Origin of the sequence: Rhizobium sp. N621, assembly GCF_001664325.1 — a bacterium.
Classification (GTDB): domain Bacteria; phylum Pseudomonadota; class Alphaproteobacteria; order Rhizobiales; family Rhizobiaceae; genus Rhizobium; species Rhizobium esperanzae.
The window spans coordinates 199,673-218,492 of sequence record NZ_CP013497.1; the positions used below are offsets into that span (position 1 = coordinate 199,673).

Consider the following 18,820-nt stretch of genomic DNA (forward strand, 5'->3'; position numbering starts at 1 on the left):
ATGGCAAGCGCTCCCAGCCTCGAAGAAGACATCCTGTTCCTCGCCTGCACCCGCCCGGCGATGATCGCAGGCGTGACGATGGAGGCGATGGGCGTCAACATCATGCTGACGACCATTCTCTATATCACAGCGGGGTCGATCGCCTATGCGCTGATCGGCGTCGTCTTCCACGTCGTGTTCCGGGCGCTCGTCAAGCACGACCACAACATGTTTCGGATCCTGATTGCGTGGATCGAAACCCGTGGCCGCTCCCGCAATGCGGCCTATTGGGGCGGCACCACGCTCTCGCCTCTGACGCTCACCCGACGTTATGACGAAAGGGATCTCAGCTTTGTCTAACATTGCGACGCTCCGGTCGCGCGAGCTCGGGCCGCAGACCTTCATTCCCTACGTCAGGCATGTCGACGAGACGACCATTGCGCTCGAATCCCGAGCGTTGATGACAATGATCGCTCTCGACGGCGTTTCCTTCGAAACATCAGACGTCAGGGACCTCAACGGCCTGCACCGCAGCCTGAACACGCTCTACCGCAATATCGCCGACGAGCGGCTGGCGCTCTGGACGCATGTCGTGCGCCGCCGCGACAATGCCTATCCCGAGGGACGCTTCGCCAATCCCTTCTCCGACGGTCTGAACGCGAGATATCGGGAGCGGATGGTGAGGGAAGACCTGTTTCGCAACAATCTCTACCTCACCCTTGTCTGGCATCCCGGCCGGGATCCTGCCGAAAAGGCGGCCAAGCTTCTCTCCCGGCTGCGCAAGGCCCGCCGATCCGATACCGAGCTCGACGGGCAGGCTCTGAAGCATCTGCGTGACCGCGTGGCGGATGTCGTCGCCGGCCTGCAGCGCTTCGGGCCGCGGCAGCTCACGCTTCACGAACATGACGGCATCCTGTTCTCCGAGCCGAGCGAAGTGCTCCACCAGATCGTCGGCGGCCGGCGGGAACCGATTCCGTTGACGGACGGACGAATTTCCTCGGCGATCTATTCCGACCGGGTAATTTTCGGGCGCGAGACCGTCGAGATCCGTCACGAGGCCGACAGCCGCTATGCCGGCATGTTCGGCTTCAAGGAATATCCGGCGACCACGCGCAGCGGCATGCTCGACGCTATCCTGACGGCACCTTTCGAGCTCATCCTGACGCAGTCCTTTGCCTTCACCTCAAAGGCCGATGCCCGCACGATCATGGGCCGCAAGCAGAACCAGATGGTCAGCGCCGGCGACAAGGCAGCCTCGCAGATCGAGGAACTCGGCGAGGCGATGGACGATCTCGAATCCAATCGCTTCGTTCTTGGGGAACATCACCTTGCGCTTGCCGTCTTCGCGCCCTCGGTCAAGGAGCTGACCGATCACATGGGTAAGGCGCGCGTCTACCTCACCAGCGGCGGCTCGGTCGTCGCCCGCGAGGATCTCGGGCTCGAGGCCGCCTGGTGGGCGCAATTGCCGGGCAATTTCCGCTATCGCGCGCGCTCGGGCGCGATCACGTCGCGCAACTTCGCAGCCCTGGCGCCCTATCATTCCTATCCGGCAGGCAAGAAGGACGGCAACGAGTGGGGACCGGCGGTCGCCATGCTCAAGAGCGCGTCCGGCTCACCCTTCTATTTCAACTTTCATCACGGCGATCTCGGCAACAGTTTCGTCTGCGGCCCGTCGGGTACGGGCAAGACGGTGCTGTTGAACTTCATGCTGTCGCAGCTCGAAAAGCACGATCCGCATATGGTCTTCTTCGACAAGGACCGCGGCGCCGACCTCTTCGTACGCGCAGCCGGCGGTACTTATCTGCCGCTGAGGAATGGTGTCGCCACCGGCTGCGCGCCGTTGAAAGCACTGGAATTCACTGCGGAAAACAAAATATTCCTCACCGGTTGGATCGCCAAGCTGGTCCGATCCGGATCTGGCGAACTATCGATCACCGAGTTGCGCGACATCGCCTCGGCGGTCGACGGGGTGGCGGACCTGCCGGTGGAGCGTCGCTCCATCGGCGCCCTGCGCACCTTCCTCAACAACACCGATCCCGAGGGCATTGCCGCACGTCTGCGACGCTGGGAGAGGGGCGGGCCGCTTGGCTGGGTCTTCGACAACGAAGCCGACGATATCGGCATTGGCGCCAGGTTCATCGGCTACGACATGACCGATTTCCTCGACAACGAGGAGATCCGCACGCCGTTGATGGCGTACCTGTTCAATCGTATCGAGCAGCTGATCGACGGGCGTCGCATCATCATCGTCATCGACGAGTTCTGGAAGGCGCTGCAGGACGAAGGTTTTCGCGATCTCGCCCAGAACAAGCTCAAGACCATCCGCAAGCAGAACGGTCTCATGCTGTTTGCGACCCAGAGCCCGCGCGACGCCATCGTATCGCCGATCGCCCACACGATCATCGAGCAGTGCCCGACCCAGATCTTTCTTCCGAACCCGCGCGGCGACCGCGCCGACTATGTCGACGGCTTCAAGCTGACTGAGCGCGAATTCGAGCTCGTCTCACGAGAGCTCTCCGTCGAAAGCCGCCGGTTCATCGTCAAGCAGGGGCACAACAGCGTTGTCGCCGAATTGAACCTCAGCGGCTTCGACGACGAGCTCGCCATCCTCTCCGGCCGGACGGCCAATGTCGAGCTTGCCGATGCCATCCGATCGGAGATCGGCGAGGGACGGGAGGACTGGCTTGCCGTGTTTCACCAGAGGAGGAAGACAGCATGATCCGTACAGGAACGATGCGGCCATTGTTCGTATCGGCCGCTCTTTTGGCGTCGGCGGTGCTGGCATCGGCGCAGGGCATCCCCGTCATCGATCAGACATCGATCGCCAAGCAGATCGAGAGCATTACGCAGCTGAAGTCCCAGCTCGACACCCTGAACCAGCAGCTCCAGCAGGCCCAGCAGCTCTATGGATCGCTGAACAAGATCACCAACATGGCCGACGTCGCCAACCTGCTGAACGATCCGTCGATCCGCAAGGCGCTTCCGCAGGACTTCAACGCGATCGAAGGCCTGTTCAAAGGTTCCGGCAGCGGCGTCTTCGGCAGTTCCGCTTCGAAATTCCTTCAGGATAACTCCAGCTATCGCACCGATGCCGATGATTTCTATGCGCAGGAACTGTCGCGCATCCAGAACCAGAACGCCGGCCAGATGAGCCTCGGCCAGCAGATCTACGATGCGGCGACCAAGCGCATCGACGGCATCGATGAGCTTCGCCAGAAAATCTCCGGTGCGGCCGACGCCAAGGACATCGCCGATCTGCAGGCCCGCCTCCAGGCTGAAACCGCCTTCTTGCAAACCGACGTCTTGCGCATGCAGGGCCTGCAGATGGTCCAGCAGGCCCAGGTGCAGGTCGATGACCAACGCAAGGCTGAGGACTGGCGCAAGCGCATGGACACGATGGGAGCGGCGCTCAAATGAAGCGGCTTCTTTCTAGCGCGGGAATGCTTTTTCTGGCGGCCTGCTCCCCGCAGGCGGAGAAGATTTACACGGTCGATGAGTTCATGGCGGACGATGCTCTGCTCGCGAAAATCATCGTCGAATGCCGCAACAATCCCGGCGAACTCCGAGATACGCCCAATTGCTGCAACGCCGAGGCCGCCGACGGCAAGCTGCGGCTGGAGCGCATGCGCAAGTCGCTCGGGGGCTGAGCGATGTATCAGGTCTTCAGCTTCGTCGATGGGCAGTTCAAGGCACCGCTCGAGAACTTCATTTCCTCGGGCACGTCAAATATTGCCAGCTGGGTCAGCGGCCCGCTGACGGCGGCACTCACGCTCTATGTCGTGCTCTACGGCTATCTCGTTCTGCGCGGCTCCGTGCAGGAACCGATACTCGAATTCGCCTTCCGCGCAATGAAGCTCGCCATCATCGTCATGCTGGTCAGGAATGCCGGCGAGTATCAAACCTACGTCACCAATATCTTTTTCGATGCGCTGCCGCGCGAAATCTCGCAGGCGCTGAACTCCGGCACGGCGCCGAGCGCATCGACCTTCGACAGCCTGCTCGATAAGGGCCAGAAATGCGCCTATGAGATCTGGTCGCGTGCCTCCTGGCCGGTCGATATCGTCACCGGCATCGGCGGCATGATGGTCATCGGTGCGAGTTTCATCGTCGCGGCGATCGGCTACATCGTCTCGCTTTATGCCCGGCTGGCGCTTGCCATTGTGCTGGCCATCGGACCGATCTTCATCGGGCTCGCCATGTTCCGGTCGACCCGCCGGTTCACCGAATCCTGGATCGGCCAGCTCGTCAATTTCGTCATCCTTCAGGTTCTGGTCGTTGCCATCGGTTCGCTGCTGATCACCTGCATCGACACGACGTTTACGGCGATCGAAGGCTATAGCGACGTCCTGATGCGGCCGATCGCGCTCTGCGCCATCTGCCTTGCCGCTCTTTATGTCTTCTACCAACTGCCCGGCATTGCTTCGGCTCTTGCGGCGGGCGGGGCGTCGCTCACCTATGGCTACGGCGCTGCCCGCGATGCGCATGAAAGCACGCTCGCCTGGACGACATCCCACACAGTCAGAGCGGTCGGCCGCGGCGCGCGTTCCGTCGGCCGCCGTCTGACTCCAGGCCGGACGGAATGACGGCCCCCAATGCTTCAGCTAATTGAACAGGTTTTAGGGATGCTCCGAATCGTTTTATCGCTTTTTCTGACCGCTGGCCTCTTAGGCTGCGGTTCGATTTCCCACCCGTTGCCCAAATGTGATGGTTATTCCCGCCGGCCGCTGAACCGCGCCATGTGGCAATGGCAGGACAGTGGAGGCGAGCAGCCGGCGACCCGGGCCGTTCCCGCTGAGCCGACCAGTCACGCCGCCGCCTATGTGCCGGAACCATCTTCAGCCACACCGGCCGCTTTCGCGCATTTCGATGTCGCGGGCTCCTACCGTCCATGCGAGGGCGAATGACATGGTGACCACGAATAACCTCAAAAGTTACTTCGACAAGGCCCGCCGGTTCGATCAGGACCGGATGATCCAGGTCGAGCGTTCCGCCCGCATCGCTTGGTTCATCGCTGCTTGCGCCGGCACGCTTGCTGCCGTTTCCGTCTTTGCCGTTGCCGGCCTCACTCCTTTAAAAACCGTCGAGCCCTTCGTCGTGCGGGTCGATAATTCCACCGGTATCGTCGATGTGGTCTCGGCGCTGACATCCACCGCCGGCACCTACGACGAGGCCGTCACCAAATATTTCGCGGCCAAATATGTCCGCGCCCGCGAGGGCTACGTCTGGAGCGAGGGCGAGGAGAATTTCCGCACCGTCGCCTTGCTGTCGACGCAGCCGGAACAGACTCGATTTGCCGCAGTCTACCGCGGCAGCAATCCCGATTCCCCGCAGAACATTTATGGCCGCAGCGCCACGTCGCGGATCAACATTGTTTCCATCTCGCTGATCAACGCCAATGTGGCATCCGTCCGCTATATGAGGACCGTGACCCGCGGTGACGAGGTGCGCACCACGCACTGGGTTACGACCCTGACCTTCTCCTATGCCAACGCTCCGATGTCCTCGACCGACCGGCTGACCAATCCGCTCGGCTTCGTCGTCAGCGAATATCGCGCCGATCCGGAGGCCATCAATTGAGACCGCACTTTCTCCTTCCGCTCATCCTGGCCACCGGGTTTTCGTCTGCAGCGCTCGCCCTCGAGACGCCGCGCGGCGCCGTGCAGGACAGCCGCATCCGTTTCGTCGACTACCAGCCCTATAACATCACCAAAGTCGTCGGCACACTGCGGTCTTCGGTGCAAATCGAATTCGCCGCCGACGAGGAAATCGCTCATGTGGCGCTTGGCAACAGCGTTGCTTGGGAAGTGGCGCCGGCCGGCAACATCCTGTTCCTGAAGCCCAGGGAAAATCAGCCGGTGACGAATATCTCGGTCGTGACGACACGACGGGACGGCTCGACCCGCAGCTATCAGATGGAACTCACCGTCCGCGACGGCAGCGTCGAAGCCGGTCAGAACACCTATTTCTATGTAAAATACCGCTATCCCGCTGATGAGGCGGAGCGGCGCCGGCAGGAAGCAGCTGCGCGCGCGCAGGCGGCACAGGCCGGCGAGGCTGATCGCGTGCTTGCCCTTCACGAAGCTTATGGACCGCGCAACTGGCGTTATACGGCGCAAGGGTCCCAGGTGCTCGAACCGCAAGCGGTCTATGACAACGGCAAGGTCACCACCTTCGCCTTTGCCGGCAACCAGGAAATGCCGGCGATTTATATGGAAAACTCCGACGGCAGCGAAAGCCTGGTTCCGAAGTCAGTCGACGGCAATCTCGTCCTCGCTCACGCGATCAGCCGCAAGTTCATACTGCGCCGTGGCGGCGACGTGCTTTGCGTCTTCAACGAAGCCTACGATCGCGTCGGCACCAATCCCGAGACCAACACGACGTCACCATCGGTCGAGCGCGTCGTCAAAATGCCGCCCGGCGCGGCGCAATAGGAGGTGACATGGCCGAGGAAGAGATTACCCAAATTCCGGGCGAGCGTGCCGAGACGTCGGCCGGCAGCCGGCTCGACAATAACCCGATCCTCAAACGCGGCGCTGTCGCCTTGGCGATCGTCGCCTTTGTCACGTTCGCTCTCTGGTCGATGCGAGGGCAGGACAAGCCGTCAGACGGTGCCCAGCCGGAGCGCGTTGTCATCCGGCAGACATCGGATTTCGAACCGGCGAAGGAGCCACAGCCGGTGGCGACACCGCCGCAGGTTCAGCTCCCGACGCCTGTCGCCGCCGAGCAGGCGCCGACCGACGATGACAAGCTGCTCGACGCTGCCCGCCGTGCGCCGGTCATCGCCTATGGCGGCGAGAAATCGCCGGCGACGCGGCGGCAGGATCAGAATGCGGCGGCGGATCAGGCCTCGAATTACGTGCCGCTCGGCGCCAATCCCGGCGGCTTCGCCTCGCAGGGCGAAAACGAAGATCAGCGCTTCAACCGCTTGCTGACGCCGACGCAATTGCAGGGATCGCGTGCAGGGACGTTGGGCAATCGCGATTTCATCGTCGCAATGGGGACATCCATTCCTTGCGTTCTCGAGACCGCGCTCTCCTCCGATCAGCCGGGGTTCACGAGCTGCGTCATCAACCGGGACGTTCTTTCAGATAACGGCCGCGTTGTGCTGATGGAAAAAGGCACGCAGGTCGTCGGCGAATATCGCGGCGGCATTCGCCGCGGGCAAAAGCGCGTGTTCGTTCTCTGGAACCGGGCGAAGACGCCGAAAGGCGTGATCATCACGCTGGCATCGCCGGCAACCGATGCGCTTGGCCGGGCGGGCATCGACGGCTATGTGGACACCCATTGGTGGGAGCGGTTCGGCAGCGCAATGCTCCTGTCGATCGTCGGTGATGCCAGTTCCTATGCCAGCAGCCGGCTGCAGGACAGCGACGTCGAAGCGCAAAATACCACCAGCGCCGGTCAGCAGGCCGCGGCGATCGCCGTCGAGCAGTCGATCAACATTCCCCCGACCCTGATGAAACATCAGGGCGAGCTCGTTTCGATCTTCGTCGCACGCGATCTCGATTTCTCCAGCGTCTATCGGCTTCGCGTGACGGAGCCCCGCAATCGCGTCTATGACCGCGCCGTGCTTGGGGATTTCGGCCCCTCCTCGAAGCTCGTGACAAAATAGGTTCGGCAATGACTGAAGCTGCCGACTCCGGCGTCGTGCGAGAACTGCTTTCGCCGCTATCACGCTTCCTGCGCGACAAGACGCTCTATGAGGTCATCGTCAACCGGCCGGGGCAGGTCGTCACGGAGGGTAGGGAGGGATGGCAGACTTATGAGATGCCCGAACTCTCTTTCGACAGGTTGATGCGTCTCGCCCGCTCGGTCGCGAGCTTCTCCAATCAGTCGATCGACGAGACGCGACCGATCCTGTCGGCGACCTTGCCGGATGATGAGCGAATTCAGATCGTCATCCCGCCGGCAACGACGAAGGGAACCGTCAGCATCACCATCCGTAAGCCATCCTCCGTGTCGTTGACCCTGGAGGATCTCGATCATGGGGGATTGTTCGCCGATGTTGTGCCGGCCCAAGACGACGGGCGACGATCAGACCATAGGCTGTTGGAATACTATCGCATCGGTGCCTACAAGGCGTTTCTCCGGGAGGCGGTGTTTGCAAGAAAGAACATCATCATCTCCGGCGCCACCGGGTCGGGAAAAACAACTCTATCGAAAGCGCTGATCCGCCACATTCCGCAAAGCGAGCGGATTATTTCGATCGAAGACACTCCGGAACTGGTGGTCCCGCAGCCCAACCACGTTCGACTGTTCTATTCCAAAGGCGGCCAGGGATTGTCTAAAGTCGATGCGAAGGATCTGCTGGAATCCTGCTTGCGCATGCGGCCCGACCGCATCCTACTTCAGGAGCTCCGAGACGGCACGGCCTTCTACTACATCCGCAATGTCAACTCCGGCCATCCTGGCTCGATCACCACGGTCCATGCCGACTCCGCCCGCCTCGCCTTTGAGCAGCTGACTTTGCTGGTCAAGGAGTCGGAGGGTGGTGGGGACCTCGAACGGCACGACATCCGCGAGATGTTGACGATCGCGGTCGACATCATCATCCAATGCAAACGGATCGACGGCCGGTTTCGCGTGAGCGAGATTTACTATCGAGACGCCGCGACTGACCTCGGCCGCTCTTCGTCGGATCGAGCTTAACGGGTTGCGTCCGGGCCTCTAACAATTCTGTCGGTCTCGACCGTCAGTCCAATTGTGCGGCCTTCTCACGCAGGACCACTGAAAACGCGCGGAGTCCCTGATGGTCCAGTGCATCAATGAATTCGTGAACCGCCGGCACCGTCTTGCGTAAATTCAACCGGGCGCGCCTGATGCTGTCGATCAATGCGCTCGAAAAGGTGGAATGGAGGCCCACGAGGAAATTGTCTGGCGATACGCAGGCCACCCCATGAGGCCGAAGGTCCGCGGCTGGGAAATCCTTGAGATTCCACGTGACAATCACAGAAGCCTTTCCGGCGATGGCTGCAGCTAAAACATGACGATCATCCGGATCCGGTAGCGAGAGGTCGGGGATGAGAATTCGGTGGTTGCCGACATCGGCATCGGGCAAGACTTTTTTGATCCGATCACGGGTCGCTTCCAGACGGGGGAAGGGTATCTCGGGTGAGCCGATGGCCAGATTGCGAATCCACTCGGCGTGGATGTCGTCGGTCCAGCGTGCGTCGACGAGACCGTCGAAAGCACACTGGACCAAGACATTACGCAAATGGAAAGGGTAGAGGACGCAGGCATCATAGACCGCGACAGGCGGCTTAGAGGCCATGATTGACGATCAGATCCTCTGTGTCCTCGGCCAGCGCGTCGAGGCTTTTCTGGCGAGCATCGAGCTTGGCCTTGAGCGAGAGAACATCCTTCAACTTGGCTCGGCGGTGCTTGCCGACATAGCGGAAGGGCAGATCGCCGCGATCCATGCGCAGCACCACGAGAGGACGTGAGATGCCGAGGATGGTGGAGGCGTCGGCCGGGCTCAATTCCTGATCTTCCGTGAGCAGGGCAACACGTTCGCCGCGCAACAGATGATCGAGGAGTGCCTCGACAGGCGCGAGAGCCGAGGCTGGAAGAGAAAGGGTTTGAAGTTGTCCACTTTCACGGCGAATCCGTAGTTCCAGTTGGTCGCCCTCCGCCAGATTTGGCATAGGCGCGACGGCCTTGCGGTCGCGATCCGACAATTTGGTAAATTGAAGAACATGGCTGGTCATGGCGAACACCTCTGACCATGTATATAGGGCAAGTCGCTCATAACTGCAATAACTGAAATATCTTCCGCTTTCCATCTCCGATTTCCGGGTGCCATAGGAGCGCGCGGCGAACGAGCTCGACCCGCCAACTTGAAGCGGTTACCGCCAACGGCAAGCGCTCCGCTTCCGATGTGATCGTGCAATGCAAAGGGGGCCGTCTCACCAACTATGCAGAAAAATAGGGCCGCTGGAAAACCAGGGCCCTTTAAGGTGTGAAGGTCAATAACCTCCAGAGGGGAACAGCTGATACGATGGCACTGGGAGGAAAACCATCGACTGCATCAACTGGAGGCAATATGCTCATATTTTGACCGCTTGGTAAAACATTTTTTTGTGCAGTGCAGCTATGCAGAAATGGCAGAGAGTTCTCTGGGCCGATTTGACCGGAATATAGCTTCACGCAGTCGAAATCGCCCGGGCGATGGCTTCCTTTTAGGGCGCCTACGTCGCTGACCAAGGAGGCTGGTGTGGATCATGGCAGCCGCGGCATTTCGCCGTCGGCCACACGCCAGATCCACGGCGTCATCTCGGCTCTCGCGGCGATCATCTCATTCAGTGCAACGTCATAGTCTTCGTCGGCCTTCGTCGGAACGATGAACATGGCGATCGGCGCTGGCTTTGCCTCCGGTAAGGTCACGGAGGCAATCGGCTGGTCGCGCGAAAGATCGAACCGGAGTCCTTTCACGCTTCTTCGCTTCAGGCTTGAGAGCCGCTCCAGGAGACGCTGTTCATGGATGGTTTCGAACGGGATCCAGTTCTCGTTGACCACCATCAGCGCCACTTCCTCGACCGAAGCTATCCCCGCTCCCGAAATGCCGAACGTGGCGATGACGATGAGATGAAACCCCTCGTTGGATCGCCACAGTTCCAGTTCGGTTTCATATCGGGCATTCAACCGTTTCCACGCACCCTCATCGAGCATGAAGGGGAAAGGCAGGTGGCGCACCAGCATCTTCTGGCCATCGCGCGCTGAGGAAAATTCCTTTACCTCTCCGACGGTCATCATCAGTTTCCGCGGACCGGGACCGGTTAACTGGGCGCCGGCCAACATAGCCGCACGCCGCGCTGAAATCCCCTCTTTGTCGTCCTGATGAAACACTTCCGGGACAAACAAGATATCGCTGAGAGGGCCGCCGCGGACGATCATCTGCTTTGCCGCGTTCACCAGACTGCTGCGCACGCGCCCCCAGCCGCGTTTCCCGGCCCATAGCGAGGTCCATTCCGTCAGCTCCCCCATGTCCCAGAGATAATGGAGCATCGCGCTGAGCGAGAGCTTCTTGGGCTCGCTTCGCACAGTCTCCGACGGCTCCGAAGGCGATGTCGACGTCGATCGGCCCCCTCGTTTCGACAGCGAAAAATCGAGTTTCAGCGTTGCCGCACCGGTCGCCGCGTCGATTTGGATGGCGTTGCCGATCAACGGCCCGAGGCCGGATAGCTCATACGGCGGGTCGTAAGACGAGCAGCCGGGATCATGCTGCCGGCCTGAGAGCGGCATGCGTTTGATCAGGAATTGGCCATCCATCCGGGCAATGTACATCGGCACCGGCGGTTGCCGACACGGGCAAGATGGCCTGAGCTTCTGTTCGTAAGCGCGTTCGAGCTGCGGCAGAAACTCTGGAGAACTGTCGTCGAACGCCTGGTTGCCGATCAAAAACTGTCGCACGTCGTTCCTCCCTTGCCTGACCAAAGGCTGATCGAGCCGTAAAAGGAAGGCGTAGCATGAGCTTCGCGGACTTTACTAGCGCAAATTAGTTAGTATGTAAATGTTACGGCCGCTGGGGCCGATTTCAACGCCATAGGCAGGAAAGAAGATACGTGCATTCCAGCCTCCAAAAATTAAAATTAACGATCATGATAATTAGAAGTCAACGGTGCGTTGATTAGACATCAGCCCGTCAAAATGTAGAGGCTGCGCCAGCATAAAGTGAGTTCTAATCGCGGGCTACCCAGCCCTTCGAGCCGGCCGGCGCTGAACCGCCAATCACCTTGCCGCCTTCCGACTGCCCGATGGCTGCCGGCGTCTCTACATCGCAGCTGACGTCGATGCGGCCGGCCGGCACGTATCGAGGGATTGAGCTGCCGCGCCCAGGCGCTGGGGATCCTGCCGCTAGTGCTTGCCCCGGAGCTCGGCGACTTCAACGAGGATCTGCGCCGGCTCAGCCCGGAACGGCTCATTGCTAATCTCAGGGCGCAGCTCGTTCTGGAAAACGCTCTGGCCTTTCTGCCCGCATGATCGAGCCGGACGGGGAAGGTGAGGGCGTGAGGGCCTACAGGATGGCCGGTCTCTGCCGGTCGCCGCACGGGTAGGCGCCCGCCCGCGGGCCTGCCGAGAGGCGACCCTTACCATGCGGCGGGCGGGCCTTCAGCGGGTCGCTCAGGTTTCTTCCCCTGGCTTCCCGCCGCAATGACGACATGCTCTCGGTCATGCGGCTGGCGTCGTCATCTTCCCCGGCTCCGGCATTACCGGCAATCTGGCCGACAAGGCCCGCCGACTTGGCATCTCCGTTTGGCAAGCGGCGGGAGATGGCGCGTAAGCGCCATCTGTCCATACGGCTGAAGGAGATGCTTGCATTTCGTAAAAATTGTGTACACATTTGCCGTTGAAACGGAGCTTCGCCATGACCCAATCTCGGCAGCAGATACCATCTCCCCGCCGTGTCGGCGTGCGGGAATTTCGCGGCAACCTGACGTCTTTCCTCAAGCAGGTCGAAGACGGCCAGCGGTTCGTCCTGACGTCCCATCACAAGGTTGTCGCCGAAATCGGCCCGCCGTCAGCCGGCGTCGTCATGCGGAAACCAGGCGCGCTGCGCGGAAAGATCAAAGTTGCCGATGACTTCGATGGTCTGCCGGCGGATGTTCTGAAGTCCATGGAAGACGGGACGTGAGGCTGCTGCTCGATACACATGCCTTGCTGTGGTGGCTGAACGACGACGAGAAGCTAGGGAACTATGCGCGTCGCCTTATCGGCGATCCCGAGAATGATGTCCTCGTCAGTGCTGTCTCCCTTTGGGAAATCACTGTGAAGCTGCGCATCGGCAAACTTGATGCCGATATCGAAGAGATTGTTGCGATTTTGCCGGATCAAGGTTTCGACCGGCTGGATATCTCGGACGCGCATCTTATCGCTCTCGCTGCTCTTCCACTTCATCACCGCGATCCTTTCGATCATCTGCTCATGGCGCAAGCCGGGGCGGAGGGAGCGTATTTGGTTTCGGACGATCAAAATGTCGCGCTTTATGGCATTCCGTTTGTGACTTGCTCCGATCCTGTTGCCTTGTGATCTCACCGAGCTTGGCTCCGCGGATGAAGCCGGCTCAGATCGTTCCGGTTGCGTGTTTGCCAATGGCGATGTACCTGGCGACCCATCGGCGGCTCAGGTGCTTGGGAGCGGGCACGTTTGGGGAAGATCACTCATTCGACGCCCGCGTGAACAGCTTCACCCGGGATTGGAGCACGGTCTGCAAACGGCAATGCGGTGCCGCGGCGACCTCGCCGATCAGCAGAAATGTTATCGAGGTGCTCACAGCCTGCCGCAGCCGGGAGCGGGCGAGGGTATTATGTTGATCGACATGCGGGCGAAGCGTCCGTGGAGTGTGCGGCCAATATCCCCCAGTGCTTGGACCGGGGGGCCATGGTTGTTGTCTCCTTCGATTGCCCCGAACCATTCCTGTTTTATATCGCTCGTATAGACGACCGCCTGCTTTGGCGGCCAACCCCTGAAGGGGTAAGACTCGCCCGAAATTTTTGCAAAATTCGATTTCGGTTCGTTTATCCTGGTGGAAAATAGAATTTTGCAAAATTTTCAGGCGAGCTGACCGCAGCAGGTCGGCCGTCTCTTCGTGCGCCATCGGGAATGGTCCTGAGCAACCGAAGGAGACAACAACCATGGCCACCACGATCGCAACGCTCACGCAGAAGACCGACGGCATCCTCGAAGGCGTCTTCGCCACGATCCGGGTCAACGCCCCGATCGCCATCGTCCCAAATGCCAGCAAGGCAAGCGAAGAAGCGCCCGACTACCGCGTCATCCACCGCAAGACGGGCTTCGAGATCGGCGCCGCCTGGAACCGCATCGCGCGGCAGACCGGCGAGGAATACCTCTCAGTGAAGCTTGAGGCCCCCGAGATCGGTGTGATCTTCGGCAATCTCGCACCGGCACCCGGCGGCGATCCGAGCAAGAAGGTGATCCTCTGGAACAGCCCGAACTGAAGAACAAAGCGAGCGGCCCCGAGCAATCGGGGCCGGCTTCGCCGTATCTCAGGTTTTGCGCGCAACAGCGGGATTGAAAGCGGGCATCGAGCCCGCTTTCAATCCTCCTGTCGTGCCACACGAGACCAAGGACACTGGCTGCTCAGATACTTGAAGTCTGCCGTGAGGCTCGTGCCGCCTCAAGGACTTCGCGGCCCCTCCAATTTTCAGCCGACGCCCTGAAGGGCACCGTCAGAAAATCGGTTCCTCCGCTCGCCGGCTCCGCCGGTCGCTGACGCGATCCTTGACCCGGCCCGATCCTCACGACCCCGGGCGTCATCTTTCACATTTCAGGAGATGACGACGATGACGATTCCACTCGAAATTCAGGTTGAGGAACTGCGGGCCGAGCTCAGGAACGCCGATCCGGCTGAGCGCCGCCAGATCGAAGCGGAGCTGGAGATCGCTCGGGCCGAACTGGGGGTAGCGATCGCCGAGCAGGAGGGCGCCATCGACGCCGCGCCACCCTTCTGAGGGCGGCGTTTGCCTCCTCGCCTGGGCCGGCGCGCCGGATCGACCGGCGCGTCGACCCGAAGCTGCGCTTCACGCCGATAATTACCGGCAAGGACCAGGAAGACTTCCGCGGACAGCCCGGACCATGGGTTCCCGTCCGGCATTTGTGTTCGGCCTATAGCCGCGCGCCCGTTTTGATCGGAGAAGTTCGAGGAACATACGGACTGCATCCTCCTCTCTGTCGAAGTGATGCACCATGGCTTGTCCGATCGTTCCGATGCGTCCCCATCGCCGCGTCAGGCAAGGTGTGCCGAACAACGTCGGTTCGATTGCGAGCGCGTAGAAGCGCGCCATGTTTTTCGTCGCGTCCGTGCGTTCGATGTAGAGCTGATAGGGTTGAGTGAGCATGACGGAGAGTCGCCTCTTCCAGCTTTTGCGTCTAACGACACTTATGAATCGATCGGCCCACACCGATTCATTTTTGTGATGATCGTCGAAGCCGAAGATCATGGATTTGGGCGAGCCGGCCAATCGCCGGCCGGGTGCTATTCGCTCCGCTCACGGAGCCCGAACACCGTCTGCGCCTCCGGTCACGCCCCCTCTCGCGGAATGACGTGAGCGAATTGCCCAGCCGCAGGGCGGGGTTCTATCCTCGACACCTGCTGCCGGCTCACGCCGGAAACGGTCGCGTACCCTTCGGGTCCGCGGGTCTCTTCTCTCTCTGACGTCCAATTTTACTCCAGCAAATCCGGCGTCAAGGACGGCGCGCCTCCCAATTTTTCCGCTGCTGCGTTTCACTGCGCTCTGGAAAAATCGGTTCCCCCGCTTGCGAGCCGCGTTCCGCGGTCCTTGACCCCTCTTCGCAACAGAGTGGCCGGTCTCCGTCATCAAGATGAAGGAGATCACATTATGACAACCGATCAGAACCTCATGCTCTACACCAAGCTTGCCGGCTTCCGGCTCGTCGTCCTGGCAAACCGCTTCGGCTGCGACAGCGATTTTTCACGAGAGCTTCACCATCGCCTGGTTGAGGGGCTCGACGCGGCAATCGATCGGATCCGCGTCATCATGGAATTGGAACGAAGTGTTCTCATCGGGGAGGATGAATTCGCCGAATATCAGCTGGAGGGCGAGATCGAGATTTTCGGGCGCTTCACTATCAATCTGCTGGACGAACTCGAAATTGATTACGACACGCATGAATTCCGCGTCAACGGCGGCGATTGGATGAGCGCTTGGGCTGCCGACGACACTGGCGTCGATATCAACTATCCTGAGCTCGTTGCGCTGATTGCGGACGAACTCGGCTCGCTGGCGCCGATCATCAAGGATATCACGTTGGCAACTCGCATCCCGGTCTATGCGGGGCGCGCCGTTTGGTCATGGTGGTAGCAGCACCATCTCACATACTGAGAGGCGACAGACGAGGTTGCCTCTCAGTTGCCGATGGCCCTCAAGTGAGCCGAGGAAGGACGGCTGCGAAGTTTCACAACAATCGCAGTAATGTTGTAAATGCTGTAAATCCCAGCGATAGCAACAAGGAAGCCCATATGCCGAAGCCAAGCGGGACGTATTCAACCAGCGACCTCTCACGTAAATCCGGCGACATCATCGCCGAGGCGCTGCGTCATCCGGTGACGATCACCCAGCGGAACAAACCCCGGCTGGTTCTCCTCAATATCGAAGATTATCAGCAACTGATCAGGCAGGCAGACCGACGCACCGTCGGCACTATCGAAACGATGCCCGACGAGCTTTTTGCCGAACTCGAAAACGCCGTCGACGCCTATGCCGGCGAGGACGAGGTGGGCCGCTCATAAAACCACGATCATAGCACGGGTTTGACGAAACGATTGACCTTAGCTGCCTGATCCATCTCCTTTCGCCGGAAGTAGATCGCCCGACCGCAGCGGATCGGACTATGCCCCTGGACGATGATGATCTGCTCGTCCTTCCTCATCGACTGGGTGATCTCGTGCGGCATGATCAGCGGCCGGCGCTGGAAGGTGACGTTCTCGGATCTCCTGGATGCATTGTTCTTCGTGTCCCAGCCGATGTTGCGGGAACTGCCCTTCACCTCCACCGTCATCTCGCCACATTGCGCAGAGACGTTGCGCGCCGTGTCGAGCGCCTTGATCGCTGCGTAGGAGGCGAAAGCGCAGCCATCGATCCATGACGTCGCGCCATCCTTCCCGAAATGCCGCTCCAACTGCCCGACCGACTGGTACATCAACATCATCGAGATGCCGTACTTGCGGCCGCGGTCGCGCGCCTCCTCGAGCACCCTCATGTAGCCGAGCAGATCGACCTCATCGAGCATGAACAGCGCCCGGCGCTGGAAGGCGCCGTCGGCCTGCACCATGGCGTTGATGAGCGAGCCGATGATCACACGAGCGATGCCCGGATAGGAGCGCAGGATCGATGCGGGGATGTTGAGGAAGACGTCCTTCTTGCCCGAAACGATATCACTCGATTTGAAGGCATTGCCGCAGACGAGCGCGGCATAGCTGTCGAGCGACAGCCACTGGGTATCCTTCGATGCTGTGGAATAGACGCCCGAAAACGTCTGCTCCGTCATGTTGGTGAAGACGCCGAGCGTTTCGCGGATGAAGGCCGAAGCGGAATGCTCCTGAATGTCGCGCAGCATAGCGAGCACCGAGGGCTCCGGTTCCGAAACGATCTGGCGGAGACTGCGCAAGCTTCGCCGGCCCTCATATTCGGGCGAGAGCATCACATGGGCGAGCAGACCGGTCAGGAGGTTGTGCGCCTGGTTCTGGAAGTAGGATCCCGTCGAGCTTTCGAAGCGAAGGCTTTCCGACAGCAGCATATGGGCAATGCCGACGATGTCCTCTTCCTTTTGCTTGGATGCTTCGATCCCGTCGAGCACGTTGAAGCCCATGATCGGGTTCGTCGGATCGAGCACCATGACCTCGCGCTTGAGGGCGCGGGCTCGGTGTTCGGCCACCATTGGTGCGACCTCGGTGGAGGGATCGAGGCAGATCAACGGCCCGCTATAGCGCAGCGCCGTCGGGACGACGTTGCTGGTGGTCTTGTATCCGCCCGATCCCGCGAAAAACAGCATATGGGTGGAATCGAAGTCCTGTCTGTAGGTGAGCAATGGCGCCTTCCCGCCCTGTCCCCAGGTGCTACGATCGTTTGCATCGAAGGGAAGCGCATGGACGATTTCCTTGTCGACCCGATAGCGCTCACCGACGACGATTTCCCCTTCCGGCGGAAACAGTTTTCCTGCTGCCCTCATGGGCAGCCAATCGGCATCTCCAAATATTCCACGCCGGGCACGTTTTATTTCATCTGGGACGACGACGGAGATGCGGGCCGACATCGCCACTGCCATGAAGCCGGCGACGGCGGCGATGACTGCGACCATATCAAGATAGGACAGCGCTCGATCCCATGTGATCACTTCGGCCTGCACAGCAGGTGCAAGCCGGCCGAATTCGCGCAGCGCATAGAACGCGGCAACACCGAGAAAATACAAAAGGCTTGCCATGGCGACCGGCCTTCGCCGATGCAGCGGCAAGGCCCAAACTGTCAGAAGTCCGGCAAGAGGTCCGAACAGTAGAGGCGGCACAGGTGCTGCGCGCAGGAACCAGTGTTCTATCTTCCCGGACATGCCGGCGGCGAGTCCCGGCCATCGCCAGCCAACAATGTAGATTGTGATCGTGGTGACGGCGATCGGTACCAAAACGAGTAACAGGCTCGGATGCGGTTTCCCTCTTAGGCCCATCTTACTTTCTCCTCGAGATGCGATGAACCGTTCCTCAGAGAGGAGACCTTGAAAGCCTCTTCGCCGATATCGCGCAGCCGCCGATGCTCGATGGAGCCTGGGACGAGCCTTGCCATTTCTATGAGGCCGCCGAGCAGGAACGCCCGATCCGCCTTCGATAGCCCGGCTTTGACGACGATCCCGCCGAGCAGGATCTTTTCGCGCGTGTCGCGCTTGCGGTCAGCCGTCATTTGGAACCTGCCCCTGCGCTCCAGCGCCGCTATCTGCTGGTCGACGCGTTTGAGGAGTGGGGCCAGCGGCGCCTTTCCTTTCCCCCTTCCGAAATCGCGCGGCGATTTCCTCGATGATCCGATCGACCTCCTCGTCGGCGATCTCCATCTCCGCCAGCCCGGTTCTGGTCGCGGCGCGGGCAAACCGCTCGGCCGATTTAACTATCAACAATCGTTTGCGTTCGCGCAGCTTTTCGATCTGGGCGTCGAGATCGGAAATCGATGATTTTGTCGCCATTCCTGGTTCCTTTTCTGCTTTGATGTCGAAGGTGCGATTATACTAACTAGAATAAAACAGTAAAATGCGCTACCGTGCAACCGGAAAAGCGGCATCGGCCCTTCGGTCCGATCTGTTTGAGGGCGCAATATACGTCGCT

23 protein-coding genes and 1 pseudogene are annotated in these 18,820 nt (G+C 60.3%); 17 read left to right on the top strand and 7 right to left on the bottom strand.

What is annotated here, in order from left to right:
- Genes AMK00_RS23545 through virB11 form a run of 10 tightly spaced genes read left to right on the top strand, consistent with a single transcriptional unit; the run spans position 1 to position 8,628 of the window.
- Positions 1-339, top strand: coding sequence for a type IV secretion system protein VirB3 (locus AMK00_RS23545; RefSeq protein WP_009997888.1), 339 nt, complete (start codon positions 1-3; stop codon positions 337-339).
- Positions 332-2,698 (top strand): VirB4 family type IV secretion/conjugal transfer ATPase, encoded by a 2,367-nt coding sequence (locus tag AMK00_RS23550; protein ID WP_064811977.1) that lies wholly within the window; start codon positions 332-334, stop codon positions 2,696-2,698. Before AMK00_RS23545 ends, AMK00_RS23550 begins: the two co-directional genes overlap by 8 nt.
- The gene (virB5, locus tag AMK00_RS23555; protein ID WP_064811978.1) at positions 2,695-3,396 is read left to right on the top strand and encodes a P-type DNA transfer protein VirB5; all 702 of its coding nucleotides are present in this window, start codon (positions 2,695-2,697) and stop codon (positions 3,394-3,396) included. Before AMK00_RS23550 ends, virB5 begins: the two co-directional genes overlap by 4 nt.
- Positions 3,393-3,626 (top strand): EexN family lipoprotein, encoded by a 234-nt coding sequence (locus tag AMK00_RS23560; RefSeq protein ID WP_010007459.1) that lies wholly within the window; start codon positions 3,393-3,395, stop codon positions 3,624-3,626. Before virB5 ends, AMK00_RS23560 begins: the two co-directional genes overlap by 4 nt.
- Before the next feature lie 3 nt (positions 3,627-3,629).
- Positions 3,630-4,562 carry a type IV secretion system protein gene (locus AMK00_RS23565; protein ID WP_040111793.1) on the top strand — a complete coding sequence of 311 codons (933 nt, stop codon included), beginning with the start codon at positions 3,630-3,632 and terminating at the stop codon, positions 4,560-4,562.
- 39 nt (positions 4,563-4,601) lie between these two features.
- Complete coding sequence (locus tag AMK00_RS33215) at positions 4,602-4,883, top strand: hypothetical protein (protein ID WP_080771758.1); 282 nt, start codon at positions 4,602-4,604, stop codon at positions 4,881-4,883.
- Between the two features lies 1 nt (position 4,884).
- Positions 4,885-5,556, top strand: coding sequence for a virB8 family protein (locus AMK00_RS23570; RefSeq protein WP_064811979.1), 672 nt, complete (start codon positions 4,885-4,887; stop codon positions 5,554-5,556).
- On the top strand, positions 5,553-6,410 hold the full coding sequence (gene virB9 / locus AMK00_RS23575; RefSeq protein ID WP_064811980.1) for a P-type conjugative transfer protein VirB9: 858 nt from the start codon (positions 5,553-5,555) through the stop codon (positions 6,408-6,410). The genes AMK00_RS23570 and virB9 overlap by 4 nt, the downstream gene beginning before the upstream one ends.
- Positions 6,411-6,418: 8 nt before the next feature.
- Complete coding sequence (virB10, locus tag AMK00_RS23580) at positions 6,419-7,591, top strand: type IV secretion system protein VirB10 (RefSeq protein WP_064811981.1); 1,173 nt, start codon at positions 6,419-6,421, stop codon at positions 7,589-7,591.
- An 8-nt stretch (positions 7,592-7,599) separates the two neighbouring features.
- A complete protein-coding gene (virB11, locus tag AMK00_RS23585) occupies positions 7,600-8,628 on the top strand; it encodes a P-type DNA transfer ATPase VirB11 (RefSeq protein ID WP_010008207.1) in 1,029 nt (342 codons plus the stop codon).
- Positions 8,629-8,671: 43 nt separating this feature from the next.
- Here the strand turns inward: virB11 and AMK00_RS23590 are convergent, their stop codons facing one another.
- The 3 genes from AMK00_RS23590 to AMK00_RS23600 form a co-directional block, all read right to left on the bottom strand.
- Positions 8,672-9,250, bottom strand: a complete 579-nt coding sequence (locus AMK00_RS23590) for a PIN domain-containing protein (RefSeq protein ID WP_064811982.1) — start codon at positions 9,248-9,250, stop codon at positions 8,672-8,674.
- On the bottom strand, positions 9,240-9,686 hold the full coding sequence (locus AMK00_RS23595) for a DNA-binding protein (protein WP_225881772.1): 447 nt from the start codon (positions 9,684-9,686) through the stop codon (positions 9,240-9,242). The genes AMK00_RS23590 and AMK00_RS23595 overlap by 11 nt, the downstream gene beginning before the upstream one ends.
- Before the next feature lie 511 nt (positions 9,687-10,197).
- Positions 10,198-11,388 carry a DUF1173 domain-containing protein gene (locus AMK00_RS23600; protein WP_064811984.1) on the bottom strand — a complete coding sequence of 397 codons (1,191 nt, stop codon included), beginning with the start codon at positions 11,386-11,388 and terminating at the stop codon, positions 10,198-10,200.
- Positions 11,389-11,698: 310 nt separating this feature from the next.
- On the opposite strand from AMK00_RS23600, the pseudogene AMK00_RS33220 reads away from it, so the two are divergent.
- The 5 genes and pseudogenes from AMK00_RS33220 to AMK00_RS32705 form a co-directional block, all read left to right on the top strand.
- Positions 11,699-11,958: pseudogene (locus AMK00_RS33220) on the top strand (toprim domain-containing protein); the annotation flags it as partial.
- A gap of 385 nt (positions 11,959-12,343) precedes the next feature.
- Positions 12,344-12,610, top strand: coding sequence for a type II toxin-antitoxin system Phd/YefM family antitoxin (locus AMK00_RS23610; RefSeq protein WP_004676093.1), 267 nt, complete (start codon positions 12,344-12,346; stop codon positions 12,608-12,610).
- Positions 12,607-13,005: a type II toxin-antitoxin system VapC family toxin gene (locus tag AMK00_RS23615; protein WP_064811986.1), complete on the top strand. Its 399-nt coding sequence runs from the start codon at positions 12,607-12,609 to the stop codon at positions 13,003-13,005. Before AMK00_RS23610 ends, AMK00_RS23615 begins: the two co-directional genes overlap by 4 nt.
- Positions 13,006-13,610: 605 nt before the next feature.
- Positions 13,611-13,934, top strand: coding sequence for a DUF736 domain-containing protein (locus AMK00_RS23620; protein WP_004676095.1), 324 nt, complete (start codon positions 13,611-13,613; stop codon positions 13,932-13,934).
- A 345-nt stretch (positions 13,935-14,279) separates the two neighbouring features.
- The gene (locus AMK00_RS32705; protein ID WP_167377216.1) at positions 14,280-14,447 is read left to right on the top strand and encodes a hypothetical protein; all 168 of its coding nucleotides are present in this window, start codon (positions 14,280-14,282) and stop codon (positions 14,445-14,447) included.
- 81 nt (positions 14,448-14,528) lie between these two features.
- Here AMK00_RS32705 and AMK00_RS23625 read toward each other — a convergent pair whose 3' ends face one another.
- Entirely contained in the window at positions 14,529-14,834 is a 306-nt protein-coding gene (locus AMK00_RS23625; protein WP_012489498.1) for a WGR domain-containing protein, read from the bottom strand.
- A 501-nt stretch (positions 14,835-15,335) separates the two neighbouring features.
- Here AMK00_RS23625 and AMK00_RS23630 point away from each other — a divergent pair.
- Both AMK00_RS23630 and AMK00_RS23635 read left to right on the top strand, forming a co-directional pair.
- Positions 15,336-15,818 carry a hypothetical protein gene (locus AMK00_RS23630; protein WP_064811987.1) on the top strand — a complete coding sequence of 161 codons (483 nt, stop codon included), beginning with the start codon at positions 15,336-15,338 and terminating at the stop codon, positions 15,816-15,818.
- Positions 15,819-15,976: 158 nt separating this feature from the next.
- Complete coding sequence (locus AMK00_RS23635; protein WP_008536018.1) at positions 15,977-16,246, top strand: type II toxin-antitoxin system prevent-host-death family antitoxin; 270 nt, start codon at positions 15,977-15,979, stop codon at positions 16,244-16,246.
- Positions 16,247-16,254: 8 nt separating this feature from the next.
- Here AMK00_RS23635 and traG read toward each other — a convergent pair whose 3' ends face one another.
- The 3 genes from traG to AMK00_RS23650 are packed head-to-tail and all read right to left on the bottom strand — an operon-like array spanning position 16,255 to position 18,681.
- Positions 16,255-18,174, bottom strand: a complete 1,920-nt coding sequence (gene traG / locus AMK00_RS23640) for a Ti-type conjugative transfer system protein TraG (protein WP_064811988.1) — start codon at positions 18,172-18,174, stop codon at positions 16,255-16,257.
- Positions 18,165-18,404: a conjugal transfer protein TraD gene (locus AMK00_RS23645; RefSeq protein ID WP_009983795.1), complete on the bottom strand. Its 240-nt coding sequence runs from the start codon at positions 18,402-18,404 to the stop codon at positions 18,165-18,167. The genes traG and AMK00_RS23645 overlap by 10 nt, the downstream gene beginning before the upstream one ends.
- Complete coding sequence (locus AMK00_RS23650; RefSeq protein ID WP_004676102.1) at positions 18,394-18,681, bottom strand: TraC family protein; 288 nt, start codon at positions 18,679-18,681, stop codon at positions 18,394-18,396. Before AMK00_RS23650 ends, AMK00_RS23645 begins: the two co-directional genes overlap by 11 nt.
- Positions 18,682-18,820: the final 139 nt, after the last annotated feature.